This window comes from Paucibacter sp. B2R-40 (assembly GCF_025717555.1).
Taxonomy (GTDB): Bacteria; Pseudomonadota; Gammaproteobacteria; order Burkholderiales; family Burkholderiaceae_C; genus Paucibacter_A.
Window position 1 is genome coordinate 51,541 of sequence record NZ_JAJIRP010000009.1, and the last position, 26,240, is coordinate 77,780.

The window sequence follows — 26,240 nt, forward strand, 5'->3', positions numbered from 1 at the left end:
GCCGATGCTTTGCACCAGGACCGTCACAGGAGACACCCCCACATGAATAAGTTGAATTCACCCCGCGATGCGCAGCAAAGCGCTGTCCGACAGCGCGGCTTGGCCTTGCAGATCAGCCCAGTTGCTGCGGCTTGCGCCGTGCTCTTGTTTACGGCCCATTCGGCACAGGCGCAGGTGGCGCCGGCGCCGGCCGGTGCTTCAGAACAGCTTGAGACGGTCGTGGTCACCGGTCTGCGCCACAGCATTCAGACCTCGATCGCCAGCAAACGCAATTCGGACAATGTGATTGAGGTCGTTTCAGCCGAAGACATCGGCAAACTGCCAGACGTCAGCATCGCCGAGTCGCTGGCGCGTTTGCCCGGCTTGGCCGGTCAACGTGTCGCCGGGCGGGTGCAAACAATTCAGATTCGAGGCCTGTCGGGTGACTTCGCCGGCACTTTGTTGAACGGCCGCCAACAAGTCACCACCGGGGACAATCGCGGCGTCGAGTTTGATCAGTTTCCCTCTGAGCTGATCAATAGCGCGACAGTCTATAAGACGCCGGACGCGGGCTTGATCGGGCAGGGCCTCTCCGGCACGATTGACATGCGCACGCTGCGCCCACTCGACGTCAGCGGGCGAAAAATCGTGCTGAATGCAAGGCTGGAGCGCAACTCCAACGGCGCCGTCAACGCCAATACCGACGGCGACGGCAAGCGTTTCAGTTTTTCCTATGTGGATCAATTTGCCGACCGCACCATCGGCGTGGCGCTGGGCTTTGCCCACCTCGACTCGCCCGGCCAGGAACTGCATTACAAGGCCTGGGGCTTTGCGGTCAATGACCCGACGCGCGACTGCATTACCCACCCAGAATGGGGCTGCGGCCCGGTGACCGGCCTGCCAGTGGGGGCCACTTTTTTGAGTGGTTTCGAGACCACGGCCACCTCGCGCAAGCAAACTCGCGACGGCGTGATGGGCGTGTTCGAATTCAAGCCCAGCAAGGATCTGCACAGCACACTGGACCTCTACTATTCCAAGTTCAAGAAGAACGAAAGTGCGCGCGCGCTGATGGGCAGCACGGGCGACGCCTGGAACGGCATCCCCGGCGCAGACTTCAGCAATGTCACCAGCACGGCGGTGGGCAGCAACACCAGTTTGGTGACGGCGGCCACGGTCGGCAAGGTGGCGAACATGGTCGTGATGAACTCACTCAACGAGCGCGTCGACGATCTGAAGTCAATGGGCTGGAATACCGAACTCAAGTTGGCCGGCGGCTGGGCTGCCGTGGCGGATTTAAGTTACTCCAAGGCCGCGCGTGAAGAAAACGTCATCGAGACCTATGCCGGTATTGGCAAGGCCTTGACAACTTTCAAGACCGTCGTGCCCAGCGGCGCGGGCTATCCAAGTCTGGTGCCGGACAGCAACTTTGCCGACGCGGGCAAGGTCTTGCTGAGCGATCCCGGTGGCTGGGGCCATGACGGTTTGTGGAAAAAACCCAAGGTGAAGGACGAGATCAAAGCCTTGCGCCTGGAAGGCAGGAAGGATTTTGATGGCTTGATCAGCGCCTTGAATTTCGGTATCAACTATGAGACTCGCGACAAAGATCGTGAGATGAACGAGCTGGCAGCCGACTTGCTGAACGGACGGGCGCCGGTGGCCGTGCCAGCAGCCTTGTTGCAGCCCAATACTTCGCTGAGCTTTGCCGGAATTCCGGGCGTTTTGGCCTATGACGTGATGGGCGCCATCAATTCGCTCTACTCGCTCAAAGCCCAGGCGCTCGACAAGGTGCAGGACCGCAACTACCAGTCGATGGAGAAGGTCGCTACCGGTTTCGTGAAGCTGGGTCTTGATGGTAATTTGGGCTCGGTGCCGGTGCGAGGCAATGTTGGCTTGCAGGTGGTCCATACCGACCAAAGCTCGCATGGCTACTCCAGGCTCAGCGGCGTTTTGTCCGAGGTGACACGCGGCACGACCTACACCGATGTACTGCCAAGTCTGAATTTGAATTTTGAGCTCGGCGCTGATCGCTATTTGCGCCTGGGTTTGGCCAAGACGATGGCGCGAGGGCGGATCGATGACATGCGGGCCGGTGCGGATGTTTCAATCTCCAAGAGCAGCACCTCGGGGCTGACCAGTTGGGGTGGCAGTGGCGGCAACCCGGAACTGCAGCCCTGGCGGGCCAAGTCTTTCGATCTGTCCTTTGAGCAATACATAGGCAAGCGGAGTTATGCCGCTGCGGCCGTGTTCTACAAGCAGCTCGACAGCTATATCTACACACAAAAGCTTGAAGGCAGCTTCGCTAGCTTCCCCAACACCAGCAACCCACCGCTGCCAACACCGCTCAGCCCGTTTGGAATCTTTGAGCGGCCCATGAACGGCGAGGGCGGCTATGTCAAGGGGGTCGAGCTGAGCACGACCTTGGATGCCGGGCATTGGGTCAAAGCATTGGATGGCTTTGGTCTGACCGCCAACGCGAGTTACACCGAAAGCAGCGTGCACCCCAATGGACCGGATAAGCCGGAGAAGCTGCCCGGGCTGTCTGGCGTAACGGCCGGCCTGACCGCCTACTTCGAGAAAGAAGGCTTCGCTGTGCGACTCAGTCAGCGCTATCGCTCGGCATTCAGGGGTGAAATCAACGGCCTGCACAACGCCCGCGAGTTCACAGAAATTCTGGCCGATCGTCAACTTGATGCGCAGGTGTCGTATGAGTTCGAGCATGGCAGTTTCAAGGGCATGTCCTTGCTCTTGCAGGTCAATAACTTGACCAACGCACCCTATGCCACCAAGCAAGGCAATGGCTTCGGCGAGTCGATCGCGCCGCTTGAGTACAACCGCTATGGTCGCCAGTTGCTTTTGGGTGTCAGCTACCGGATGTAGGCCTGAGCCTCCGAGCCCCTGTCCGCCCGGGATGCCGGTCGGACAGGGGCTCGCTGAGCACCAAGAAAAAAATTGAGGGATGGATATTGAGAATGCAAAAGCTTCTATTCGGCATCAGCGTCAAGTGCCCGCATGCTGCCGCTGTTGGACTGCTGTTTTTGGCGACTATGTCCCACGCGGCGGCGGCATTGACCGACTGGCCCCGGGTACAAAGCGCTTTCTCCTCCGATCCGGCGCTAGAAGCACGTATTCAGAAGATCGTGGCGGGCATGACCCTGGCGCAAAAAATTGGCCAGATGACCCAGCCCGAAATCAAGTTCATCACGCCTGCCGAGGCGGGGCGTTACTACATCGGCTCGGTCTTGAATGGCGGCGGCGGCTGGCCGGGCAACAACAAACAGGCGACGGCCGCCGATTGGCTGGCGCTGGCAGAGGCCTATCACGCAGCCTCTTTGGCTACCGGCGTGGCCACACCCATCCCCTTGATCTGGGGCACTGACGCGGTGCACGGCCACGGCAATGTGCAGGGCGCGACGCTGTTTCCGCACAATATCGGCCTGGGGGCGGCCGGCGATGCGGGCCTGGTGGAAGAGATCGGTGCGGCCACCGCCAAGGCGGTGCGCGCCACCGGCATCCAATGGGTGTTTGCGCCGACGCTGGCCGTGGCGCAAGACGCCCGCTGGGGCCGCATTTATGAGAGTTTTTCGGCCGATCCGCAGGTGGTGGCACGCCTGGGTGCCGCCGCTGTACGCGGCCTGCAAGCGAATCTCAAAGACGACGCGAATGTGGTCGCCACCGCCAAGCATTTCATCGGCGACGGCAGCACCGAATTCGGCCGCGACCAGGGCCACAGCAAGATCAGCCGCGCTGACATGATCAATGTCCACGGCCAGGGCTACTACGCGACGCAAGCCGCCGGTGTGCAAACGGTGATGGCCTCCTTCCACAGTTGGACCGATGTCAAGGCCGGCGTGGACTACGGCAAGATGCATGGCAGCCAGCAGCTCCTGACCGAGGTGCTGAAGCACAAGATCGGATTTGACGGCTTCGTCGTGTCGGACTGGAACGGCATCGGTCAGGTGCCCGGCTGCAGCGATTCGAGCTGCGCTCAGGCCATCAATGCCGGCGTCGACATGGTGATGGTGCCCGAGGACTGGCGCGCCTTCATCGTCAATACCAGCGCCCAAGTCGAGCGCGGCGAGATTCCGCTGGCACGCATCGACGACGCTGTCACCCGTATCTTGCGCGTCAAGCTGCGCGCCGGTTTGTTCGACAAGTCGCCCGCGCAAAACGCTTGGGCCGGCAAGGCCGAAGCCTTGCAAGCGCGCGACTTGGCGCGGCGAGCCGTGCGTCAGAGCCTGGTGCTGTTGAAGAACAATCACGCCAGCTTGCCGCTGGGCCAGGGCAAGCGCATTCTGGTGGTGGGCAAGAGCGCCGACAGTCTCGCCAATCAAGCCGGCGGCTGGAGCCTGACCTGGCAGGGCACGGACAATCAGAACCAAGAATTTCCCGCCGCGCAGTCGGTGCTGGCAGGCATTCGTGAGAAGGCAGCTGCCGCCGAGCTGACCTTCAGCATCGACGGGCAGGGCGTTGACCTGCGGCGTTTCGATGCCGTCATCGCAGTGATTGGCGAGACCCCTTATGCCGAAGGCGTCGGCGATATCGCCCCCTCATCCAGCCTGCGCCACAGCAACCGTTACCCCGAGGACTTGGCGCTGCTGCAAAGAGTCTGCGGCCACGGCGTGCCCGTCATCAGCATCTTGATCGCCGGCCGCACGCTCTATACCCATGATTTGTTGAATCTGTCCGATGCCTTTGTGATGGCCTGGCTGCCGGGCAGCGAGGGTGGTGGCGTGGCCGACGTTTTGTTCAAGGACGCAGCGGGCCGCAAGCCGCACGACTTCGGCGCGAAGCTGCCCTTTGCTTGGCCGGCCGGTGCCTGTGTGTCGGCCAACAGCAAGCCCTTGTTCAAGCCGGGCTACGGCTTGAGCTATGCCAAGCCAGGCCGCGTGGCCGCGCTCAGCATGGCTGACGGCCGCGCTGCTTGTGACGCGTCGAACGAGCTCTTGATCTTCCGCCAAAGCGGCCAGAACGCCTATCAGCTGCAGGTCGCGAGCCCGAGCAATGCCTGGCCCAGCCGAGGCTTGGGCGCCGATCTGAACGCCGTCCTTGAAGTGCCCAGCGAGCAGCCGGCGGTTCGTATCTCCAGCGTGCAGGTCAACACCCAGCAGGATGCCAAACGGCTGATCTGGACGGGCCCGGCCAAGTTCCACATCTGGTCGGCACAAAAGGCCAACCTCTTGGCCTACCGGGACGCCGCCTTGATGTTCGATCTGGTGCAGGAGCGGGCCGCTGAAGCGCCGGTCGGCCTGACGATGGAATGCGGCAGCGGCTGCGCGGGGACGTTGGAATTGAACCGCGTGCTGGCCGGTTTTGCGCTTAACAAACGCCAGACTCTCAGTATTCCCTTGGCCTGCTTTGCCGCTCAAGGCGTCGATCTGAGTCGCGTCGATGTGCCCTTCAGCCTCGCCGCCGACACACCGTTTTCCGCGGCTTTTGCCAACATTCGCATCGTCGCTGGCGCCGCACGCGGCTCCGACGCGCTAGCTTGCCAGCAATTTTCCTCTGTTCTTAAACCATGAAACCTAACGACCCTACACCCTTGATCTTGCGCAGTGATTTTCCGGCCGACTTCCGTTGGGGTTGTTCCACCTCGTCTTATCAAATCGAAGGCGCGGTGCTTGAGGATGGCCGCGGCGAGTCGATCTGGGATCGCTTTTGCAGCCAGCCCGGCCGTATCCGTGACGCCAGCAGCGGCGCGGTCGCCTGCGACCATTACCACCACTGGCCCGAGGACCTGGATCTGGCGCGTTCGCTGGGCGTCAATGCCTACCGTTTCTCGATCGCCTGGCCGCGCATCTTGCCGCTGGGTCGGGGCGCGGTGAATGAGAAAGGACTGGACTTCTATTCGCGCCTGGTTGACGGCATGCTGGAGCGCGGCCTGCAGCCCTGGGCCACGCTCTACCACTGGGATCTGCCGCAGGTCTTGCAGGAGCAGGGCGGTTGGGCCAATCGTGCCACCGTCGACGCCTTCCTGGAGTACACCGAGGTGGTCACGCGCCGCTTGGGTGACCGTGTCAAGCATTGGATCACTCACAACGAGCCGTTTTGCACCGCCTTTCTGGGCAACCATGAGGGCAATCATGCGCCGGGTCTGACCGACCACAAGACCGCCTTGCTGGTCTGCCATCATCTACTGCTTTCCCATGGCCGCGCGGTGCCGCTGATCCACCGTCAGGTTGCCGATGCCAAGGTCGGCATCACCCTGAGCCTGCATCCGATCTCGCCCGCCAGCGATAGCGAGGAAGACGCCGCCGCCGCCCTGCGCCACGATGGTTTGCGCAACCGCTGGTTTCTCGATCCTCTGCATGGTCGCGGCTACCCGGCCGACATTCTTGCCTTGCTCGGTACCGATGCGCCGCAACTCTTGGCCAGCGACCTGCATGACATCGCGACGACTACCGATTTCTTGGGCGTCAATTACTACTTCCCCGAGCGGGTTGAAAATGCCCCCGGCCACGGCCCGATCGCCACCCGCGTGGTCGAGACGGCCGGCGTGGAGCGCACCGCCTTTGGCTGGGAAGTTGACCCCGAAGGCATGGTGACGCTGCTGACCCGCATCCAGCGCGACTATGCACCGGCCTGCGTTTATCTGACCGAGAACGGCTCGACCTTTGATGATGTGGTGGAGCCCGACGGCAGCATCAACGACGAGCAGCGCCGCAGTTATCTGGAGCGCCATCTGGCCGCCACGGCCCGCGCGATCGCTGCGGGCGTGCCGGTCAAGGGCTATTTCGCCTGGAGCCTGTTGGATAACTTTGAATGGGCCGAGGGATATGTGCGACGCTTCGGCCTCGCCTATGTCGACTTCCAGACTCAGCAACGTACCCTCAAGGCCAGCGGCCATTGGTACGCGAATTTCTTGCAGCCCGGAGATGCAGAAAAATGAACAAAAAAAGCAAAAAAGTTTTGGGCTTGACGGCCGTGGCCGTGGCGGCTTTTGGGGTCTCATGCGGCGCCCAGGCTCAGCCCAAGCCGGCCGCTGCGCCGCTGAAGGCCGAGGTTATCCATTGGTGGACCTCGGGCGGTGAGTCGGCCGCTGTCAAGGCCATGGCCGATGCCTACCGGGCCGCTGGCGGGGTCTGGGTGGACACGGCGGTGGCGCTGGGCGAGCAGGCCCGCTCGGTGGCGATCAACCGCATCGTCGGCGGCAACCCGCCGACCGCCGCTCAGTTCAATACCTCCAAGCAGTTTCTCGATGTGGTTGAGCAGGGTCTGCTGAACAATGTCGACGAAGCGGCGGCGCAGGGCGGCTGGGACAAGGTCCTGCCCGAGACCGTGCTCAATGTGATCAAGGTCAAGGGCCATTTCTACGCCGCGCCTATCAATATCCATATGCCGGCCTGGATCTGGACCTCCAAGGCAGCTTTCAAGAAGGCCGGTATAACTAGCGAGCCCAAGAGCATGGACGAGCTCTTTGCCGCACTCGACAAGCTCAAGGCCGCCGGTCTGATCGGCCTGGCCCATGGCGGTCAGCCTTGGCAAGACAACACCGTCTTCGCCGCCGTGCTCAGCAATGTCGGCGGCCGTGACTTGTACTTGAAGGTGATGCGTGACCGCGACGCCAAGGCGATCAATTCGGCCGAGTTCAAGAACGTCTTGCTGACCTTCAAGCGCCTGCAAAGCTATGTGGACAAGGGCTCGCCGGGTCGCAACTGGAACGACGCCACCGCCTTGCTGATCAGCGGCAAGGCCGGCGTGCAATTCATGGGCGACTGGGCCAAGGGCGAGTTCGCTTTGGCCAAGCAAGAGGCCGGGCGCGACTACGGTTGCATCGCCGGCTTCGGGCCCAACTCGCCCTACATCATTCAGGGCGATGTCTTGGTCTTCCCCAAGACGACGCAACCGGAAGCCGTCAAGGCGCAGAAGCTTTTGGCCAATGTTGCCACCGCGCCGGCGACGCAAATTGCCTTCAGCATCAAGAAGGGCTCGATCCCGGCGCGCAGCGATATCGACGCCAGCCAGTTGGACATCTGCGGCCAGCAAGGTGTGGCAATCATGAAGGACAAGACCCGTCAACTGGGCAACGGCGAGGTCTACCTGACGCCGGATCAGAACGGTGCGATGCAGGACATCTTGACCGCCTATTGGAACCGCGCGATGCCGGTCGAAAAGGTGCAAAAAGACCTGGCTGCGGCCTTGAACAATTGATGCTGACCGGGCTATGAAGATGCTTTCCATCTTTCGACGCGTCACACCTTGGGCCGCTTTGCTGCCCATGGCCTTGACCGTTTTGCTGGGCTATCTGGGTACGGTGCTGTGGTCGCTGCGGGTGTCGCTGAGCAGTGCACGCACCTTTCCCAAGGACGACTTCGTCGGCCTGGCGCAGTACGAGCGCTTGTTCGGCAACGAACGCTGGCTGCTGTCGCTGAACAACCTGGCTGTTTACGGCCTGCTCTTCATCGTGGCTTGCATGGTGATCGGCTTCTTGTTGGCGGTCTTCATCGACCAGAAGGTCAAGGGCGAGGGTTTGTTGCGCACGATTTTTCTCTACCCCTACGCGATGTCATTCGTCGCCACCGGCTTGGTCTGGCAATGGGTGCTCAACCCCACTGACGGCATCCAGCAGGCGGTGCGACAAATGGGTTTTGCCGACTTCAGCTTTGACTGGATCATCGATCAAGACAAGGTCATCTACACCGTGGTCATTGCCTCGGTCTGGCAGGCCTCGGGCCTGGTGATGGCCTTGCTGCTGGCGGGGCTGCGCGGCATTGACGAGGATATCTGGAAGGCCGCACGCATCGACGGCATCAAGCCCTGGCGGGTCTATCTCTTCATCGTGCTGCCGATGCTGGGAGCCTCGTTTGCCACCGTCTTCGTGCTGCTCTTCACCGCCGCCGTCAAGGTCTTCGACGCGGTGGCCGCAATGACGCAAGGCGGCCCCGGCACGGCCAGCGATGTGCCGGCCAAATTCATCATGGACCATCTGTTTGGCCGCGCCAATATCGCGCTGGCCTCGGCCGGCGCCGTCGTGCTGCTGTTGACCGTGTTGGCGCTGGTGGCGCCGTTCTTCTATGCGCGTAGCCGCAAGACGGGGCAGGGTGGCCACGCATGAGCGCCGTTGTCTTGAAACGCCGCCAACAGCGTTGGACGCCGGCGCGCTTTGGCATCTATGCCTTCTTGATCACGGCGGCGCTGTTCTTCCTGGCACCGCTCTACATCATGCTGGTGACCTCCTTCAAATCGATGGAGGAAATCCGCCTTGGGGCTTTGTTCGCCTTGCCGCTGCAGGCGACGCTGGAGCCCTGGCGCGCAGCCTGGAGCGAGGTCTGCACGGGGGTGTCTTGCGAAGGTGTCAGCGCGGGCTTCTGGAACTCGGTCGCCATCGTCGTGCCGAGCACCATCCTGCCGGTCTTGCTCGGTGCCTTGAATGGCTATGCCTTGAGCTTCTGGCGGCCGCGCGGCGCCAATTTGCTGTTTGGCATCTTGATGCTGGGCGCCTTCATCCCCGTGCAAGTGATGATTTACCCGCTGGTCAAGGTGTTGGCGGCGGTCGGCCTGTTCAGCTCGCTGGCCGGCATTGTGCTGGTCCATGTGATCTTCAGTATGCCGGTGATGACGCTCTTGTTCCGCAACTATTTCAGCGCCATTCCGCAGGAGTTGTTCAAGGCGGCACGCATCGACGGCGGCGGCTTCTGGCGCATCTTCGTGCAGCTGATGCTGCCGATGGCGACGCCCATCATCGTGGTGGCGGCCATCATGCAGGTGACCGGGGTCTGGAATGACTACATCCTCGGTCTGGTGTTTGCGGGAAGAGAGAACTTGCCGATGACGGTGCAGCTCAATAACGTCATCAACACCACCACCGGCGAGCGGCTCTACAACGTCAATATGGCGGCCACCATCCTCACTTCGCTGGTGCCTCTTTTGGTCTATTTCGTCTCCGGACGCTGGTTTGTGCGCGGCATTGCGGCCGGCGCCGTCAAGGGTTGATTGAAGAATGAATACAAGTGGCGTTAGTGTTAAAAATCTGTCCATCCGTTTTGATGGGCACGAGGTCATCAAGGACCTCAGCCTGGACATCAAAGCCGGTGAATTTCTGGTCCTCTTGGGCCCTTCGGGCTGCGGCAAGTCGACCTTGCTGCACAGCATCGCCGGCCTGACGGCGCTGGAAAGCATCCACCAGGGTGTGGTGGAGATCGGCGGCCAGGACATGACCTATGCCGACCCCAGCGAGCGCGGCATTGGCATGGTGTTCCAGTCCTACGCGCTTTATCCGACCATGACGGTGGAGGGCAATATGTCCTTCGGCCTGCGCGTCAGCGGCTGCCCCAAGGCCGAGCTGCAGCGGCGTGTGCAGCGGGTGGCGGCGATGTTGCAGCTGGAGCCGCTGCTGGCGCGCAAGCCCGCGCAACTGTCGGGCGGCCAGCGTCAGCGCGTCGCGATCGGCCGGGCTTTGGTGCGCGAGGCCGCGGTGCTCTTGTTTGACGAGCCGCTGTCCAATCTGGATGCCAAGCTGCGCGCCGAGCTGCGCCGTGAGCTGAAGCTGCTGCACAAGACGCTGGGCTCGACGATGATTTACGTCACCCATGATCAGGTCGAGGCGATGACGCTGGCCAGCCGCATCGTCGTCATGCGCAGCGGCAATATCCAGCAGATCGGCGCACCGACCGAGGTTTACGAGCGCCCGGCCAATCTCTTTGTGGCGGGCTTCCTGGGCGCGCCGGGCATGAATTTCCTGCCCGGTCAATTGCGCACCTCAGCAGACGGAGCCATCAGCCTGAACGGCGCCTTGCCCGTCGACCTGAGCAGTTACCCCTTCATGCAGCCAGCGGCGGCGGGGAAGCCGGTGCTGCTGGGTGTGCGCCCCGAGCATGTGCATATCGAGCCCCAAGGGGCGTGGCGGGCCAAGGTCCATTTAATCGAGCCCATGGGCAACCATCAAGTCGTCTGGTTGAAGGCCGCTGACCAGCTCTTGGCCGCCATCGCCGATGACAGCGTCGATCTGAGCCTCGACCAGGAAGTCTGTTTCAGCCTCGACCTCAAGCGGGTGTCGCTGTTCGATCAAGCCAGCGAGCAGCGCCTGTAAAAACCATTGCCCGGAGCGAACTCATGAGCCTCAATCATGTGCGTCAAATCGTCATCGTCGGCGGCGGCACTGCCGGTTGGATGAGCGCCGCAGCGCTCTCCAAGCTGCTGCCCTCCGACTGCCGAATTCATCTGGTCGAGTCGGATGAGATCGGCTCCATCGGGGTCGGTGAAGCGACCATTCCCAATATCAAGAACTTCAACGCGGCGCTGGAGATCGATGAAGACGAGTTCGTACGCGCCACCCAGGGCACCTTCAAGTTAGGCATTGAATTCGTCAACTGGGGCGCGCTGGGCGACCGCTATATCCACGGCTTCGGCAAGGTCGGCCAAGAGCTTGACGCCGTCGCCTTTCACCATTACTGGCTGCGTCTGCAACGCGAAGGTTTGGCCAGCGACCTGGGCGACTACTCGATCAACACCGTCGCTCCGCAGCACGCCAAGTTCATGCGGGCGCGCCCCGATATGGCGGGCTCGCCGCTGGCCGACATCGCCAGCGCCTTCCAGTTCGATGCCAGCCTCTACGCCCGCTTTTTGCGCGGCTATGCCGAAAAACGAGGCGTTCTGCGCAGCCAAGGCAAGGTGGTCGAGGTCTTGCAGCGGGAACCTGATGGCCACATTACGGCAGTGCGACTGGACAGCGGCGAGCTGATCGAAGGCGATTTTTTCGTCGATTGTTCGGGCATGCATGCGTTGCTGATTGCCAAGACCCTGCAAGTCGGCTTCGAGGATTGGTCGCATTGGCTGCCCTGCGACCGCGCGATTGCCGTGCCCTGCGAGTCAGCCGGCCCACTGCTGCCCCTGACGCGCGCCACCGCACACGGCGCCGGCTGGCAATGGCGTATCCCGCTGCAGCACCGCACCGGCAATGGCCATGTCTACGCCAGCCGCTTCATGGGCGACGCCGAGGCCAGCGATATCCTGATGCGCAATCTGGACGGCAAGCCCCTGGCCGAGCCTCGTTTGATCAAGTTCCAGCCCGGCCGGCGCGAACGCAGCTGGGAGCGAAACTGCGTGGCAGTCGGTCTGTCCAGTGGCTTTCTGGAGCCGCTGGAGTCGACCAGTATCCATTTGATCCAGACCGCGCTGGCGCGCCTGGTGAGCTTGTTTCCGCACCGCGGCTTTGATGCGGCCGATATCGATGAATACAACCGCCAGACACAGTTCGAATACGAGCGCATTCGAGACTTCATCATCCTGCACTACAAGGCCACCGAACGCGACGACTCGGCGTTCTGGAACCATTGTCGGCTGATGGATGTGCCGGCTACCCTGCAGCGCAAGATCGACTTGTACCGCAGCAACGCCCGCATTTACCGTGAGGGCGGCGAGCTGTTTGCCGAACTCAGCTGGTTGCAGGTGATGAATGGGCAAGGCATACGGCCTAGCGGCTACCACCCGTTTGCAGATCAGCTACCCAAGGAAGAGGCGGTTGCCTTCATGGCGAATGTGAAGGAGGTGATCGCGCGCTGCGTCAAGGTGATGCCGACGCAGGCCGACTTCATCGCCCAGCATTGCGCTGCGATAAAGGTATGAAGTGGCTACTTTGGCTTGCGCTGCTGGTCGCGGCCGCACCTGCGTTGGCCGCCGCGCCTGCCGGCAGCTTCAATATCGCCACCTACAACCTGCGCCTGAACCTCGCCTCCGACGGACCTAACGCCTGGCCACAGCGCAGTGCGGCGGTCAAGGCCTTGATCCGCTATCACGAGTTTGATGTGTTCGGCACCCAGGAGGGTCTGCCCGAGCAAATCGATGAACTCGGCGCTATGCCTGAATTCGACCATGTTGGCGTGGGGCGTGATGACGGCAAACGGTCCGGTGAGCATGCGGCGATCTTTTTTCGCAAAGCACGCTTTGAGGCGCTGAAGAACGGCGACTTCTGGCTCAGCCAGACACCGGATCTGCCGTCCAAGGGCTGGGACGCGCGCTGCTGCAATCGGCTTGCGAGCTGGGTGCTGTTGCGCGACCACGAAACCGGCAAGCGCTTTTATGTGTTCTCGGTTCACTTTGACCACGAGGGGGTGGTGGCGCGCAAGGAGTCGGCCAAGCTGCTGCTGAGCAAGATCGCCGAGATCGCCGGTGAGTTGCCGGTGTTCTGTGTCGGCGACTTCAACTCAACGCCCGACACCGAACAGATCCAGCGTATGCAGGCCGCACTCGGTGATGCCTTTGTTGTCAGCCGCAGCCCGCCCTATGGCCCGGTTGGCACCTTCAACGCTTTCAAGATCGATGCGCCCATGCAGGACCGGATTGACTATATGTTTGTGAGCGCCGGTATACAGATTCTCAAATACGGCGTGCTGAGCGACTCTGTCGCCGGCCGCTTTCCTTCCGACCACCATCCCGTGCTGGTGCGCGCTCGGCTGGACTGATTCCATTAAGCGAAGCCAATTCATGAACCCCAAGAATCGTAGTTTGACCCTGCTGGCTGCTCTCATGGCCCTGGCCAGCGTCGGTGCCGCCGCGCCCGCAAAGCCCCAAACAGTCTCGGCCTGGGTCACCAGCGCCGATCAAAGCCGTTTGCTGGCCCGCCAGGACGATGTGGCCTTCAAGGCCAAACAGCAAGCGCTGGACGTCCATATTGACGTCGATCCGGCGCAGCGCTTTCAGACCATGGTCGGCTTTGGCGCCTCCATCACCGATGCCTCGGCCTGGTTGATACAGCAGCGCATGAGCGAAGCTCAGCGCAAGGCCTTGTTGAGCGAGCTGTTCGGGCGTGGGCCCGGTGGCATTGGTTTCGATTTCGCCCGCTTGACCATAGGGGCGTCGGATTTTTCACGCGCGCATTACAGCTTCAACGATCTGCCGGCGGGCCAAACGGACATTGCTTTGAAGGGTTTCTCGATAGAGCCCAACCGACTTGATGTGCTGCCTGTCATCAAGGCGGCCCTGGCCATCAACCCTGGCCTGCAAGTGATGGCCTCACCGTGGAGCGCGCCCGGTTGGATGAAAAGCGGCGACAGCCTTGTCAAGGGCAGCTTGAAACCTGAGATGTATGGCGTGTTCTCCGACTACCTGCTGCGTTACGTCGACGCCTACGCGGCCGAGGGCGTGCCTATCTTTGCGCTCACGCTGCAAAACGAACCCCATTTCGAGCCGGACGACTACCCCGGCATGCGCGTGGATCCGGCGGCACGCGCGGCCGTAATCGGCCAGCATCTGGGCCCCTTGCTGGCCAAGCGGGAGAACGAGCAAAAACGCAAGACCAAGCTGTTCGACTGGGATCACAACTGGGACCAGGCCGAGTCGCCACTGGCCGTTCTGGCCGACCCGGTGGCACGCCCCTTTGTAGCCGGGGTGGCCTGGCATTGCTATGCCGGCGACGTGGCGGCCCAAACCCTGGTGCATGACGCTCACCCGGACAAAGAGGTCTGGTTCACCGAATGTTCGGGTGGCGAATGGGCGCCGGAATGGCGCAAGACCTTGCCCTGGATGATGAGCAACTTGGTCATCGGCGGCACGCGCGGCTGGGCCAAGGGCGTACTGATGTGGAACTTAGCACTTGACGAAAACTACGGCCCTCATCTGGGCGGCTGCAAGGACTGCCGCGGCGTGGTGACCATCAATTCCAAGACCGGCGCCGTGACCCGCAATATCGAGTATTACGCCTTGGCCCATGCCAGCAAGTTCGTGCGCGCAGGAGCACAGCGGATTGCCTCGACCGCGGCTGTCGCGGGACTCGAGACGGTAGCCTTTCGCAATGCCGACGACGGCTCGGTGGCGCTGATCGTCAGCAATGGCAGCGCACAGGCCAAGCGCTTTTCGGTCGCTGCGGGCGGGCAGAAGAATTTTGTCTACGTCTTGCCGCGCGAGAGCGTGGCTACCTTCACCTGGCCAGGCCGACCATGAGGCGACTGTGGCCGCTGCTGGCCTTGCTCTTGGCTTGCGCCGCGCCTCACGCCCATGCCGAACTGCGCCTGCACGGCATCTTTGGCGACCATATGGTGCTGCAGCGCAATGCGCCGATACGGGTCTGGGGCTGGGCGGCGCCGGGCGAGCGCATCACCGTGGCCATGCACAGGCAAAAGCAGCAGACGCAGGCCGACGCGCAGGGCGCTTGGACCTTGCAGTTGGCGCCCGAGGCTGCGGGCGGGCCGCACCAATTGCTGGTCAGCGGCCAAGTCGGCAGCGAGCAGCGGCTCTTGAGTGATGTGCTGATCGGTGAGGTCTGGCTCAGCTCGGGCCAGTCCAATATGGAGATGAGCCTGAGCCAGGCGCTGAACGGCCTGGCCGATGCTGCTGCCGCCAATGATCCCTTGATCCGCCATGTCAAGATTGCGCATCGCACCGCCTTGAGGCCCACGTCCGATATCGAACCGGCAGCCTGGCAGCCGGCGAACGCCGAAAACGCTGGCGAATTCAGTGCGGTGGCCTATCACTTTGCGCGCCGCTTGCGCCGGGAGCTGGGCGTGCCGGTCGGGCTGGTCAACCTGTCTTGGGGCGGCACGGTGATCGAGACCTGGATGAGCCCGGCGGCGCTGCAAACGCAGGCCGATATTCGATCGCTGCTGGCGAATTTTGCAAATACGGCAGCGCCCACGGCTGAGACCTTTGAGGCGAGCTATCGCGCTCGCATGACGGCCTTGGTACGTGGCTGGCAAGGCATGGACGCAGTGACTGAGCAAGGGCTGACCAAAGAATGGTCAGCCCTTTCTTACGACGATAGCGGTTGGGCGAGCCTGCAGGCGCCGGGTGTTTGGGAGGCGCAGGGCCTGCCGGATTTTGATGGCCGGCTTTGGTATCGAAAGACTATTTCGCTCAGCGAAGCGCAGGCGAGCCGGTCAGATGCTGTGCTGCATTTGGCCCGGATCGATGACTGTGATGAGAGCTACGTCAATGGACAAGCGGTCGGCGGCTTGTGTGGCTGGGATACGCCGCGCCGCTACGCGCTGGCGCCGGCGGTGTTGAGGGCGGGGCCTAATGTGATTGCCGTACGGGTCACCGACAACGGCGGCGGCGGCGGTCTCCACGGCCAAGACGAAAGCCTGCGTTTGCAGCTTGGCGGTGAGGCGATTGCCTTGGCCGGGCCTTGGAAAGCCAGGGTGGAGTCTTTCATGAACAAGACCGAGCCGGGCGTCAATGACCTGCCTTCGCTGCTCTTCAATGGCATGTTGAATGCTGTCGTCGGTTTCAGTATGCGCGGCATGCTTTGGTACCAGGGCGAGAGCAATGTCGAGCGCGCCGCGCAGTACGAGCAACTGTTGCCGGCCTTCACCAAAGACTTGCGCGAGCGCTGGGGGCAGGGCGAGTTTCCCTTCTACCTGGTGCAGTTGGCTGCCGACAAACCCTCGCAGAGCAATAACTTGGGGGGCAGCCGTTGGGCTGAGCTGCGCGAGGCGCAAGCGCGCAGCTTGAGCGCGGTCGCCAAAACCGGCATGGTGGTGACCACCGACATTTGCGACGGGGGCGATCTGCATCCGCGTCCCAAGCGCGAGGTCGGCGAGCGACTGGCGGCCTTGGCGCTGAGTCAGGACTATGGCCGTGCCGTGCCGACCATTGGACCGACGCTGCGCAAGATGACGGTGAGGGGCAGCAAGGCCGAGTTGCAGTTCGACAACGCTGCTCATGGGCTGCTCGCCCGTGACGGACGCTTGCGGGGCTTCGCGATCGCCGACGCCTCCAGGGTGTTCTATCCCGCTGAGGCGTACATTGTCGGCGACAAGGTCATCGTGCATAACGCGCAAGTCACCCGGCCCGTGGCGGTTCGCTTCGGCTGGGTCGACAACCCAGACCAGAACAATCTATTCAATCGCGCTGGTCTGCCTGCTGCGCCTTTCCGCACCGACGACTGGCCACGACTGACGGAGAAGGCAAGTTATGCGTTTTAAGAAAAAAAGCAAAATTTTCAAAGCGAGCTGGGCGTTTGGCTTGGCGCTGCTGCTATCGGCTGCCGCTGCCGCTGCGGCTGGGCTTGCTCCGGCAATTCCTGCTGCGGCTGTTCTGCCCCAGCCGACAGCCGTCACGATGCAGCCGGATCAAGCACCGTTTGCGCTTGATCCCAAGCCGCTTGTGACGGCGCCCGCCGCGCTCGTCGGGCCGGCGCAGGCCTTGGCAAGTCGGCTCGGGCTGAGCTTGACTGAGACCGCGCCGAAATCAGGCCGGCTGATTCGCTTTGAGCTTGATCCGTCCGTGGGACCTGTGGTCGGCGCCTATCGCCTGCAAGTGCGTGAAGCGCAGATCACCATCAGCGCTGCCGAGCCAGCCGGAGCGTTTTATGCTGTGCAAACGCTGCTCCAAATGCTGCCCAAAGCAAGCGCGGCTGGCAAGCTAAGCCAATTCAGCATTCCGGCGCTGGACATCACCGACGCGCCGCGCTTTGTTTGGCGTGGCCTCATGCTGGACGTAGCGCGTCACTTCCACGGCGTCGAACGGGTCAAGCGCATGCTCGATCAAATGGCCGTCTACAAACTCAACCGCCTGCATCTGCATCTCAGCGATGACAGTGGCTGGCGGGTAGCGATCAAGGCCTACCCCTTGCTGACGACGATAGGCGCGCGCGGTGACTATTCGAACCCCAAACGTGGCGCGCAGTTCTACAGCGCGGCCGATATTCGCGCCATCGTCGCCTATGCGGCAGAACGCTATATCGAGGTGGTGCCCGAGATCGATATGCCGGGCCACAGCGGCGCCGCTGCACGCGCCTACCCGGAGTTCTTCGACGGGCGGGTGAGCTTCAATCCGGCCCATCCCGGCACCTACAGGTTCATCGACACGGTGCTGGGTGAATTGGCGAGCCTGTTCCCCGGCCGCTACATCCACTTTGGTGGCGACGAGGTGTGGATTGACAAGACGCGTTGGGGTGAAATGCCCGATGTGTTGGCGATGGCGCGTGACCTGAGCCCAGCGGGCGGGAACTCGGTGGGGGAAGCGCCGCAGATCAAGCGCGTCGAAGCCGAGTTTGCCAGGCGCATGGTTCAAATGATCAAAAAGCATGGCCGCATCGCGATTGGTTGGGACGAAGTGATCGCCGCCGGCCTGACCGACGACATGGTCGTGCAATGGTGGCGGATGGACCATCCCGAGGCCGTACACACGGCGCTGAAGCAGGGCCAGGCTGTCGTGCTGTCGCCGGTTGACCGCCTGTATCTGGACTACCCGGCCGGTCTGGGCGAGCCCGGCGCGCCCTGGGAAGGCAACACCGGCGGGCCAATCTCGGTCGAGAAAATTGTCGCCTGGGAGCCTATGCCGGTCGGCCTGCAGGCCGAGCAGCAGGCGCGGGTCTTGGGCCTTGAGGCGCCCCTGTGGACCGAAAACGTTCGCAGCGAAAGCTATCTCGAATACATGCTCTACCCCAGGCTGGCGGCGGTGGCTGAGGTGGCTTGGCGCGAGCAGGCGAATTCAGCGCCGGAGACCTTTGTCAAACGGCTGGAGCCTCATATTGCGCGCTGGAAGGCCCAGGGCCTGAATGTGCGCGGCAGCCGTGACGACGCCAATCAGTACAGGGTGCATTGAGCCCATCACTTTCTGAGACCGGCAAGTGCTTGACTGGCCGGTCTGGCATTAGTCGCGCGGTTTTTGTTGGCGAAGGCCAACCCCAAGCAACAGCGCCGCGCCCAAAGCCAGCAAGGCCGCCGAGCTGGGTTCGGGCACCGCGCTGACCGTCAGTGAAGCATCCTCGAACCAGATGCTGCCGGTCGCGTTATTGGCCGCGAACTCAACTCGAATTTCGGTCGTACCCGCAGGCGCCGTGCCTTTCAGCGCGTAGGCCGCCCATGGGTGTGGAATGTCGTAGTTAGTGCCGTACTCGGCCGGGTCGACGGTGTTTCTTGAGGCGCTGCCCAATAGCGTCGCGTTGTTCAAGAAGTACATGGTCATGCTGCCGGTGGGTAGCCACCAGGCATCGGCACCGCTGAAGACCGACAGCGTGTAGTTCTGGCCCGCCGTCGCCAGCACCGTCTGCGAGAAGCTGCCGCCGCCGCCATTGCCGGCGGCACCGGTGACCAAGTATTGCGAGCCGTTCAGGCTGACGGCTGGCGCGTTCTCGAAGTTGGCCCAGCCTCCGGCGACGCTGGCTTGGGTCCAGTTGGCCTTGCTGTTGAAGTCGCCGTCCAGCAGCAGTGAGGAAGCGTCGGCATTCGCGGAACCGACCGCATAGCAAGCCGCCGCGATGAGCGTGAGGACCATTTTCATAGGATTTCCTTCTGGTTGGGTTGAGCAAAAGTAGCTTGCTTTTTCAAGCACGGGGATACGGCGCTGGCGCTCGAGCGGCGCACCGAGCGGCCAAAATCGTTGCCGTCATTAATCTTAGTTACGTTAACAAAAAATTAATTTAACGTTAACCCTTGTGTGGGCCGACTTGCGGGTGGCGGTGCCACTTTTCGGCAGTTGAATTGGGGGTTCTGGCCATCAAGCGCGGTGCTGAGATACGCTGTCTTGAGTCTTGATCGCGCCACAGGGTTAATACGAGTTTAATAAAACATTACTCAAATTAATATTCTGCCGATGCGAACTTGACCCCGCCTTTCATTCGCAGAGGCAAGAGAAGACAAACCGGAGACCCCAAGATGTATTCATTCCGACATTTCATGACGTCCCTGAGTCGCGGACTACCGAGCTCGTTCGCTGGACTGGCTCTGTTGGGCTTGGCCGCTTGTGGCGGATCTTCCAGCGAGGAGCAGCAGGCTGATGCAGCGCAGACCACGAAGCGCGCGCTTGCGGCTGGCTGGGGCAAGATCACCCCACCCACGCCGGCACCTGCGGTGGACCTCAGCTTCTTGCGTGCCGAGGGCGCCAAGTGGGTGAGGGCGAGTGGTGCTCCGCTTGAATTGAAGGGCACAAATCTGGGCAATTGGCTGGTCCAGGAATTCTGGATGATGGGTCAGGGCGGCAATGGCGTCATCGACCAATGCACGCTGGAGAGCAAGTTGAGCCAACGCTTTGGCTATGCCGAGAAGGAGCGCTTGATTGCGCTGTTTCGCGACAACTGGATGAAGGAGCGCGACTGGGATCAGCACAAGGCCTTCGGCTTCAATCTCGTGCGCCTGCCGATTCTGTGGAGCGTGATTGAGGACGAGAACAAGCCCTATACGCTGCGGGCGGACGCCTGGAAATATCTGGACTGGTCCATCGCCGAGGCCAAGAAGCGCGGCATTTACGTGATTCTTGATCTGCACGGCGCGGTCGGGGGCCAGACCCCTAACGACCACACCGGCTGCTCTGGCCAGAACAAATACTGGACGAGCAGCGAGTATCAGAATCGCACCAAATGGCTGTGGGAGCAGATCGCCACGCGCTACAAGGACGAGCCAGTCGTCGCGGCTTTCGACCCACTCAACGAGCCCTGGGGATCGACCGCAGCGGACATGGCCACTCGCGTGACCGAGTTGTACCAGACCATACGCAAGATCGACAGCAAGCACATCGTGATGCTGCCCTCCCATTACGGCGATATCGACGCCTACGGCGATCCGGCCGCCAAGGGGATGAGCAACGTGGCGTTTGAAATGCACCCTTACCCCGGCTTGTTCGGCGACCGCCCTAACGACAGCGCCTACGACATTCACCGCGACTGGTTGCGCTGCGGCCCGCAGGGCAATGGCGGTGTTTGTGACGTGCGCAACAAGCTGGCCGGCCTGAAGACGCCGCTGCTGATGGGTGAGTTTCAGCCCTGGCAATCGGCCGGCCTGGAGCTCGGCGGCAAGATCGGCCGCGCCACTTACGATACTTATGCGGGCTATGGGTGGGCGTCGACCAGCTGGGCCTACAAGGTGGTCAGCCCGGCGGGTGGGCAGGGCAAGGGAGTCTGGGGCATGGTGACCAATGCGGTCGACACCGGCCAGGACAGCGGCCTGGGACTGCTGGTCAAGGCCAGCACCTGGGACTGCGCCGGCTGGAACAGCAACTTTGCCGACGCCTGCGCCAAGAAGCCCAGCCCCATCAAGATTGGCGGTACAGGCCCCAAGACCTATTACCTGGTGCTCAAGACCGGCGCCACCGGCGGCGGCAGCCCGGACCTCACTTACGACAAGATCAGCCTGATCAATGACGCTAGCAAGTCCGAAATGCTTGTCAATGGTGGCTTCGGCAATGCCAACGGCTGGACTACGCTGAGCATCAGCGGCAGTGAGAACGTCAACTTCAACTACTTGGGCGGCGACAAGACCCCCGTCGGCGGCGATGGTGCGGTGCTGCGCGTCACGCGGCCGGCCGGCGTCAGCGGCCTGATCAACGGCGGCGTCTACCAAGCTGTCACGCTGCAGGGCGGGCAGAGCTATAGCTTGAGCGGCAGCTTCAGGAGCAACGGCAGCACCGAAACCTGGGCCGAGGTGTATCTGGTTCCGCAAGCGCCGGTGCCCGGTGTGGATGTGGTCGATCAGGCCGGCAAAGTTGATTTCGCCAGCGCCTCGGTGGCCGAGATTGAGCGCCTCTTCAAGAGCTACGGCAGCCAGGCCTATGAGGTCAACAAGGGCCTGGCCAAATTCCTGGTCGGGCCAGCGACGACGCTGTTCACGTTGCCTGCTCGTCCAAATGACTTGAAAGCCAACCAGACCAGCGGCGCAGTGGCCTTGACTTGGGGCGCCAATAGCGAGGCTGACTTGACGGGCTACAAGGTCTATCGCAACCGAGTCCGGGGCGACGCCAGCGGCGCCACTTTACTGGCCAGCGGCGTCAAGACCAATGCCTTCGTCGACAGCACGGCCGAGGCCGGCGCCAGGTATTACTACACGGTGAGCTCTACCGACGCCGAAGACGAGAGCTATCGCAGCGAGGAGGCCAGCAATGCCGAGAACTTCAGCTTTGCCTTGCCCGCCAAGATCGAGGCCGAGGACTATGCGGCGATGGGCGGCATTCAGCTGGAAGACTGCTCAGACAGCGGCGGGGGCAAGGATGTGGGGCATTTCGAAGCCGGGCGCTTTATCGAGTTCAAAGTTTCGGTCGCCACGGCGGGCAAGTTCGCGATCGACTACCGCCTGGCCAGCGCCGGTGGGAGCAGCGGCTTCGAGGTCTTGGTCGATGAGATCAAGGTGGATGCGATAGCCGTTCCCAATACCGGCGGCTGGCAGACCTGGAAGACCTATGGCGGCGCCAGCTTCAACCTACCCGCAGGTCAGCACAAATTGCGAATCATGGCGGTCGGCGGTGCTTGGAATATCAACTACTTCGTCGTCAAGACGGCCATTTGAAGCTTTATTCGCTCACACAAGGAAGACCAAAATGATGATGACTAACGCAAACTTCACACGCAGTCTGAGGGCCGTGGCCCTGGCGGCCGCTGCGCTGATCAGCATGGGCAGCAGTTCGGCCAACACAAGCAGCCTGCTCATTGATGTAGCCGGCGCCCAAAGCGTCGACCTGGCTGGAGCGCCGGGCAACACGGTGATGAGCTTCAATGTCGGCGCCAATGCGCTGATTCAGTCGGTGGACTGGCGCGTTACCTTGACGGCTTTTGGGGCCAGTTGGCTGAGCGATATGGAGCTCAGGTTCGGCAGCTCGGCCGGCAATGACGGTGTCTGGTTCACGCCCGGCAGCGAGAACCATAACGGCAGCATGAGCTACACCGGCGCGGCAAATCTGGCCGAGTTGGGGCTGGCCTTTCGGGTACAGGCGGACGGCATCTTGCGGCTGGAATTTTCTGAGTTGATGAAAGATCAAGCCGCGGGCATCGCTGACGGACAGTGGGACATCGGCCAGGTCACGGTTGGCTTCACTTCAGCCGTGCCGGAGCCGGCCAGCTATGGCTTGATGGCGGTCGGTTTGCTGGCTGTAGCTGGCTTGGCCTCACTCAAATCCAGGCGCGAGGGTTCAAATTCGGGGTGCAGCCAACGGCTCTGAAGTCAGCCCGCGCTGAACCTCGGTTCCAGCGCATTCATTCGGCCCGGGGCGCTTGATCAGCGCCCCGGCTTGTTTTTACATGGCATTTACTTGAAACTTCGAAAATTGATACCGGCTGTGCTGCTGTTTTGTATCTGGAGCGCGACTGCGTTTTCTTCTGAGAAGGTCTATAAATTCCTAGCAGATTGCAGGTATTTCAGCAGCCTGTTAAGCCCGCTGCTGCAATCCAACTTGGTGAGGCTTATTTCTGCCATGGGCACTGAGTTGCCGCGCAGTCAGTGCCCCTTGAAATGTCCCGGCCTGCGCCAGGCCGGCAGTTCGAACAATCGCCGCATAGCTGACGTTCGATTCGCCGACCGTTGTTTTGGTCAACGGCAGCTTACTGGCGATGATGGGGGCTCACGCTCCCGGCCATAAGCCGCCATAGTTAACAACTGATGGCCTGAACCTCATTGCCTCGAGCAGATCAGCTCTTAGGCCTCATTCGCTGCCCACATTCGAGCCTGTTAGGGCGCAAGGGCCAGTGCCTTCTTCAAACTTGGGCTGATGGCTTCGGCCATGCGCAAAAAACCCAAGTCGGTGGGGTGGGTGCCATCGACCGTGGCCTCACCGTCTTGACCCAGCAAGGACTCTCCAGGCACGAAGAAAATGCGTTCATCCTTGGCCATCAAAGCCGCGACGATGGGAGCCAAGACGGCGTTCTTTAGGGCATGGCCCGTTTGGTTCATTGGCCCCAGGCCCGCGTGCTGATAGCTGATATTGCCGAGCAAGATGATGGGCGTGCGTGGGTGCCGGGCACGCAGACGGGCCACAAAAGGCTCGATGCGCTCGGCAATTTGCTGCGGCGTCATGTTCGGCAAGGGGTCCAGGATGAACACGCTCGGGTTCAATTCTGAGATCAAGTCCGCCGCAACCATCTCGGCATTGCCATTGCCCGAGAAGCCCAGGTTGATGACGGGCAGATCGAATTTGCGCCCCAGAATAGCGGTGTAGGCCATGCCAGGGCGAGAAGCGCAACCACCCTGCGTGATCGACGTGCCGTACACCACCACCGTTTGAGTACTGAGTGGCGCCATGGGCGCTAGCTTGGCGCCCGCGGGCACGCCAATCTGCAGGTCTTCAATGCCGTTATACAGCGGCAGATACAAGCGATAGTCACGCATGCCGCCACCGGCAGGCACGCTGGCCAGTTTGACGAGATTGATCGGGCTCTCGGTCGGGCGGCCCACGCCCAACCACTGCCAGCGCCCCTCGTGGCGCACATATAGGTCCAGCCCGCTCATCCCCGTGGCGGGCATGTGATCCATCGCCAAGCCGGGGTTGAGCAGGGTCCAGCGCGCGCCGATTTCGCTGGCATCGGTGGAGAAGTTGATTTCGATACCGGCGCTGTGGCGGCTCAAGCTCCAGACTTCGGGCCGCACGATTCTCTCTGCCCGCGCCGGCAGGCGATCCCAGGGCTTGGCCAGTTCTTTGACGGGCCAACCGGCGCTGCTGCGCCTGAGTTGTAGGGCCGAGTACCAACTCAAGTCACTGCCAGGCTGGCTGATCGAAAAATTCGGGTCCAACTTCTCTGGGGCAAGCGCCGAGCTGCCGGTGCTGCTGATGGCGTAGGTCGGAACGAAGACACAGACCAAACCAGTGATCAAAGAGTGAAGCTTCATGCAAACGAGCCCATGTATTGCGAGGTGGGATGAGGGAGAGGTGAATAGAGACAAGCCCCTGATTCTGGCGCCCCGCCTTGCCAAGGCTGGGCCTGCGTGCAAACTTTTTCTCGGGCGGGGCGTCAAGGAGTGAATACGACTCAAGGCTTGGCCTGATCGAGGTGGCAAGACTTGACCCTCATTCCTCTTTCAGGCTGCGTGTGACGAGGCGGATATAAGCACGGAACTGCCTCGCCGCCCCCTCACAGCGCCATGATTGCACCTCGCAATTGCCGGTTTGCGCTGAACTCAAAACTTGAAACAGGCGTTGATCAACCACGTGGTGCCGACCGAGTCATCTGGCTTTGAACCGGTGTTTCTCTCAAATTTGAACGATCGTTTTTCGTTGCGCTCATTGGTGAATTTTCGGGCATTGGAACATGCGTCACCTCGAAACGCCGGCCGTTGTACCGACGGCCGGCGGCCGCGCAGTGGAGCCGCAGGCGCTTTCATAGACGAAAGCTGCTTCGTGCCCAAAGGCGAAGTTCATCGACTGCGGCGCGCGGGCGGCCATCTGCAAACTCCCTGATGCCCGACGCGCTGTACGTTCGGAAAAGGCACTGCCGAGCAGAGCCCCTCAATTGGCCCGAGGACGGTGATGCCGCGCAAAGCCCGAGCTAAAAGTAACTGAGCACGCAGCCTTGTTTTCATGGCCCCACATTCAAGTGCTAGTTGATATCAGCGATGAGATTGGCAGTTCGTGCCTTGATGATCGAGGTGTCGGGGCTGCCATCTTCCCAGTCGTACTTAGCGCCCCAACTCCAGACTGTGTCTGCCAGTTCGACAAAGCGCACCGCACTGGCTGCTCCGAATAGTGCTCTCTCGCGCCACCGTGACCTTGCCGTTTCTCCACCGCGCAGGCGCGATCAAGCCATCTGCCAAACTTTGGGCAATAAGTCACGATCGACCATTCGCGGCTTATGCCCTGAGCTGTGAGGTATCGCACGATCCGCTGCAAAACGGCCCTTTGCACCCTTCAATCGCGGGGAGTGCATCCGCCATGTGACGCAACACAATGGCGACACACCCGGCAAGAGCCCTTCTAGAGGCCTGGCGGCACAACGTCAAACCCAACCCGAAAGGTCTCCCTCATGAAGTCATTCCAAATCATCGCTCTTGCCACTGCCTTGCTGTCCGGCGGAGCGCAGGCCGCCACCAACTTGATCGTGAACGGTGACTTCGCAGCGGTGGACTACAACAGCTTTGCTTCCGACTACATGAAGCAGCACGACGCCTATGACGAAAGCACCGTCAACATTGGCACCGACGCGCACAATGTGCACGGTTCATGGGCCAGCTTTGCCGACCTGGGCGGTAACAACATGCTGATCGTCAACGGCAGCAACAGCGTCAGCAATGTGGTCTGGGCGCAGACCCTGACGCTGGGCGCCGGCACTTACGACTTCAGTGGCTCTGCAGCCAGTACCTATTTCGCCAACCCGTCGTTGCTGCAAGCGGTTGTGACGGTGGGAGCCTACACGTTCAACGTCGGGTCGTCGGTGCAATTGGACAGCAGCACGGGCACCTGGAAGACACTCAGCGGCAGCTTCACGTTGAATGGCCCGGTTACCGGCACCGTCAAGCTGTTGAACCTAACCACCGACTACAACGGCAATGATTTCGTGGTCGACAACCTCACGCTGACCGCAGCAGTTCCCGAGCCAGAAACCTATGCCTTGATGTTGGCCGGCCTGGGCGCTATCGGCTTCGTGGCACGTCGTCGCCGCAGCACCAACGCTTGAGCCAAGTTGGTGGCGCTCTGCG

17 protein-coding genes are annotated in these 26,240 nt (G+C 61.7%); 15 read left to right on the forward strand and 2 right to left on the reverse strand.

Features of this window, described 5'->3' with window-relative positions:
* The first annotated feature begins 42 nt into the window (after positions 1-42).
* From LNV09_RS17890 to LNV09_RS17945, 12 genes are all read left to right on the forward strand, one after another.
* Positions 43-2,856, forward strand: a complete 2,814-nt coding sequence (locus tag LNV09_RS17890; protein WP_263558431.1) for a TonB-dependent receptor — start codon at positions 43-45, stop codon at positions 2,854-2,856.
* 92 nt (positions 2,857-2,948) lie between these two features.
* Positions 2,949-5,498, forward strand: coding sequence for a glycoside hydrolase family 3 protein (locus tag LNV09_RS17895; protein ID WP_263558432.1), 2,550 nt, complete (start codon positions 2,949-2,951; stop codon positions 5,496-5,498).
* Positions 5,495-6,865 (forward strand): GH1 family beta-glucosidase, encoded by a 1,371-nt coding sequence (locus tag LNV09_RS17900; RefSeq protein WP_263558433.1) that lies wholly within the window; start codon positions 5,495-5,497, stop codon positions 6,863-6,865. The genes LNV09_RS17895 and LNV09_RS17900 overlap by 4 nt, the downstream gene beginning before the upstream one ends.
* Positions 6,862-8,127 (forward strand): ABC transporter substrate-binding protein, encoded by a 1,266-nt coding sequence (locus LNV09_RS17905; protein ID WP_263558434.1) that lies wholly within the window; start codon positions 6,862-6,864, stop codon positions 8,125-8,127. The genes LNV09_RS17900 and LNV09_RS17905 overlap by 4 nt, the downstream gene beginning before the upstream one ends.
* A gap of 13 nt (positions 8,128-8,140) precedes the next feature.
* Complete coding sequence (locus LNV09_RS17910; RefSeq protein ID WP_263558435.1) at positions 8,141-9,031, forward strand: carbohydrate ABC transporter permease; 891 nt, start codon at positions 8,141-8,143, stop codon at positions 9,029-9,031.
* The gene (locus LNV09_RS17915) at positions 9,028-9,909 is read left to right on the forward strand and encodes a carbohydrate ABC transporter permease (protein WP_263558436.1); all 882 of its coding nucleotides are present in this window, start codon (positions 9,028-9,030) and stop codon (positions 9,907-9,909) included. The genes LNV09_RS17910 and LNV09_RS17915 overlap by 4 nt, the downstream gene beginning before the upstream one ends.
* Before the next feature lie 7 nt (positions 9,910-9,916).
* Positions 9,917-11,005 carry an ABC transporter ATP-binding protein gene (locus LNV09_RS17920; protein WP_263558437.1) on the forward strand — a complete coding sequence of 363 codons (1,089 nt, stop codon included), beginning with the start codon at positions 9,917-9,919 and terminating at the stop codon, positions 11,003-11,005.
* A 23-nt stretch (positions 11,006-11,028) separates the two neighbouring features.
* Complete coding sequence (locus LNV09_RS17925; protein WP_263558438.1) at positions 11,029-12,540, forward strand: tryptophan halogenase family protein; 1,512 nt, start codon at positions 11,029-11,031, stop codon at positions 12,538-12,540.
* Positions 12,537-13,376 carry an endonuclease/exonuclease/phosphatase family protein gene (locus tag LNV09_RS17930; RefSeq protein WP_263558439.1) on the forward strand — a complete coding sequence of 280 codons (840 nt, stop codon included), beginning with the start codon at positions 12,537-12,539 and terminating at the stop codon, positions 13,374-13,376. The genes LNV09_RS17925 and LNV09_RS17930 overlap by 4 nt, the downstream gene beginning before the upstream one ends.
* A 22-nt stretch (positions 13,377-13,398) precedes the next feature.
* Positions 13,399-14,853 carry a glycoside hydrolase family 30 protein gene (locus LNV09_RS17935; RefSeq protein WP_263558440.1) on the forward strand — a complete coding sequence of 485 codons (1,455 nt, stop codon included), beginning with the start codon at positions 13,399-13,401 and terminating at the stop codon, positions 14,851-14,853.
* Positions 14,850-16,832 carry a sialate O-acetylesterase gene (locus LNV09_RS17940; RefSeq protein ID WP_263558441.1) on the forward strand — a complete coding sequence of 661 codons (1,983 nt, stop codon included), beginning with the start codon at positions 14,850-14,852 and terminating at the stop codon, positions 16,830-16,832. The genes LNV09_RS17935 and LNV09_RS17940 overlap by 4 nt, the downstream gene beginning before the upstream one ends.
* Entirely contained in the window at positions 16,822-18,456 is a 1,635-nt protein-coding gene (locus tag LNV09_RS17945) for a beta-N-acetylhexosaminidase (RefSeq protein WP_263558442.1), read from the forward strand. Before LNV09_RS17940 ends, LNV09_RS17945 begins: the two co-directional genes overlap by 11 nt.
* Before the next feature lie 48 nt (positions 18,457-18,504).
* On the opposite strand, the gene LNV09_RS17950 is transcribed toward LNV09_RS17945, so the two are convergent.
* On the reverse strand, positions 18,505-19,134 hold the full coding sequence (locus tag LNV09_RS17950) for a PEP-CTERM sorting domain-containing protein (protein ID WP_263558443.1): 630 nt from the start codon (positions 19,132-19,134) through the stop codon (positions 18,505-18,507).
* A 374-nt stretch (positions 19,135-19,508) separates the two neighbouring features.
* On the opposite strand from LNV09_RS17950, the gene LNV09_RS17955 reads away from it, so the two are divergent.
* Positions 19,509-22,127 (forward strand): cellulase family glycosylhydrolase, encoded by a 2,619-nt coding sequence (locus tag LNV09_RS17955; protein WP_263558444.1) that lies wholly within the window; start codon positions 19,509-19,511, stop codon positions 22,125-22,127.
* Positions 22,128-22,158: 31 nt separating this feature from the next.
* Positions 22,159-22,776, forward strand: coding sequence for a PEP-CTERM sorting domain-containing protein (locus tag LNV09_RS17960; RefSeq protein ID WP_263558445.1), 618 nt, complete (start codon positions 22,159-22,161; stop codon positions 22,774-22,776).
* A gap of 506 nt (positions 22,777-23,282) precedes the next feature.
* On the opposite strand, the gene LNV09_RS17965 is transcribed toward LNV09_RS17960, so the two are convergent.
* Entirely contained in the window at positions 23,283-24,437 is a 1,155-nt protein-coding gene (locus tag LNV09_RS17965) for an SGNH/GDSL hydrolase family protein (protein ID WP_263558446.1), read from the reverse strand.
* 1,130 nt (positions 24,438-25,567) lie between these two features.
* On the opposite strand from LNV09_RS17965, the gene LNV09_RS17970 reads away from it, so the two are divergent.
* Positions 25,568-26,218 (forward strand): PEP-CTERM sorting domain-containing protein, encoded by a 651-nt coding sequence (locus LNV09_RS17970; RefSeq protein WP_263558447.1) that lies wholly within the window; start codon positions 25,568-25,570, stop codon positions 26,216-26,218.
* The last annotated feature ends 22 nt before the right edge of the window (positions 26,219-26,240 follow it).

Coding starts and splice junctions, on each gene's coding strand:
- LNV09_RS17890 (WP_263558431.1), top strand. CDS start 43: ATGAATAAGTTGAATTCACCCCGCGATGCGCAGCAAAGCGCTGTCCGA.
- LNV09_RS17895 (WP_263558432.1), top strand. CDS start 2,949: ATGCAAAAGCTTCTATTCGGCATCAGCGTCAAGTGCCCGCATGCTGCC.
- LNV09_RS17900 (WP_263558433.1), top strand. CDS start 5,495: ATGAAACCTAACGACCCTACACCCTTGATCTTGCGCAGTGATTTTCCG.
- LNV09_RS17905 (WP_263558434.1), top strand. CDS start 6,862: ATGAACAAAAAAAGCAAAAAAGTTTTGGGCTTGACGGCCGTGGCCGTG.
- LNV09_RS17910 (WP_263558435.1), top strand. CDS start 8,141: ATGAAGATGCTTTCCATCTTTCGACGCGTCACACCTTGGGCCGCTTTG.
- LNV09_RS17915 (WP_263558436.1), top strand. CDS start 9,028: ATGAGCGCCGTTGTCTTGAAACGCCGCCAACAGCGTTGGACGCCGGCG.
- LNV09_RS17920 (WP_263558437.1), top strand. CDS start 9,917: ATGAATACAAGTGGCGTTAGTGTTAAAAATCTGTCCATCCGTTTTGAT.
- LNV09_RS17925 (WP_263558438.1), top strand. CDS start 11,029: ATGAGCCTCAATCATGTGCGTCAAATCGTCATCGTCGGCGGCGGCACT.
- LNV09_RS17930 (WP_263558439.1), top strand. CDS start 12,537: ATGAAGTGGCTACTTTGGCTTGCGCTGCTGGTCGCGGCCGCACCTGCG.
- LNV09_RS17935 (WP_263558440.1), top strand. CDS start 13,399: ATGAACCCCAAGAATCGTAGTTTGACCCTGCTGGCTGCTCTCATGGCC.
- LNV09_RS17940 (WP_263558441.1), top strand. CDS start 14,850: ATGAGGCGACTGTGGCCGCTGCTGGCCTTGCTCTTGGCTTGCGCCGCG.
- LNV09_RS17945 (WP_263558442.1), top strand. CDS start 16,822: ATGCGTTTTAAGAAAAAAAGCAAAATTTTCAAAGCGAGCTGGGCGTTT.
- LNV09_RS17950 (WP_263558443.1), bottom strand. CDS start 19,134: ATGAAAATGGTCCTCACGCTCATCGCGGCGGCTTGCTATGCGGTCGGT.
- LNV09_RS17955 (WP_263558444.1), top strand. CDS start 19,509: ATGTATTCATTCCGACATTTCATGACGTCCCTGAGTCGCGGACTACCG.
- LNV09_RS17960 (WP_263558445.1), top strand. CDS start 22,159: ATGATGATGACTAACGCAAACTTCACACGCAGTCTGAGGGCCGTGGCC.
- LNV09_RS17965 (WP_263558446.1), bottom strand. CDS start 24,437: ATGAAGCTTCACTCTTTGATCACTGGTTTGGTCTGTGTCTTCGTTCCG.
- LNV09_RS17970 (WP_263558447.1), top strand. CDS start 25,568: ATGAAGTCATTCCAAATCATCGCTCTTGCCACTGCCTTGCTGTCCGGC.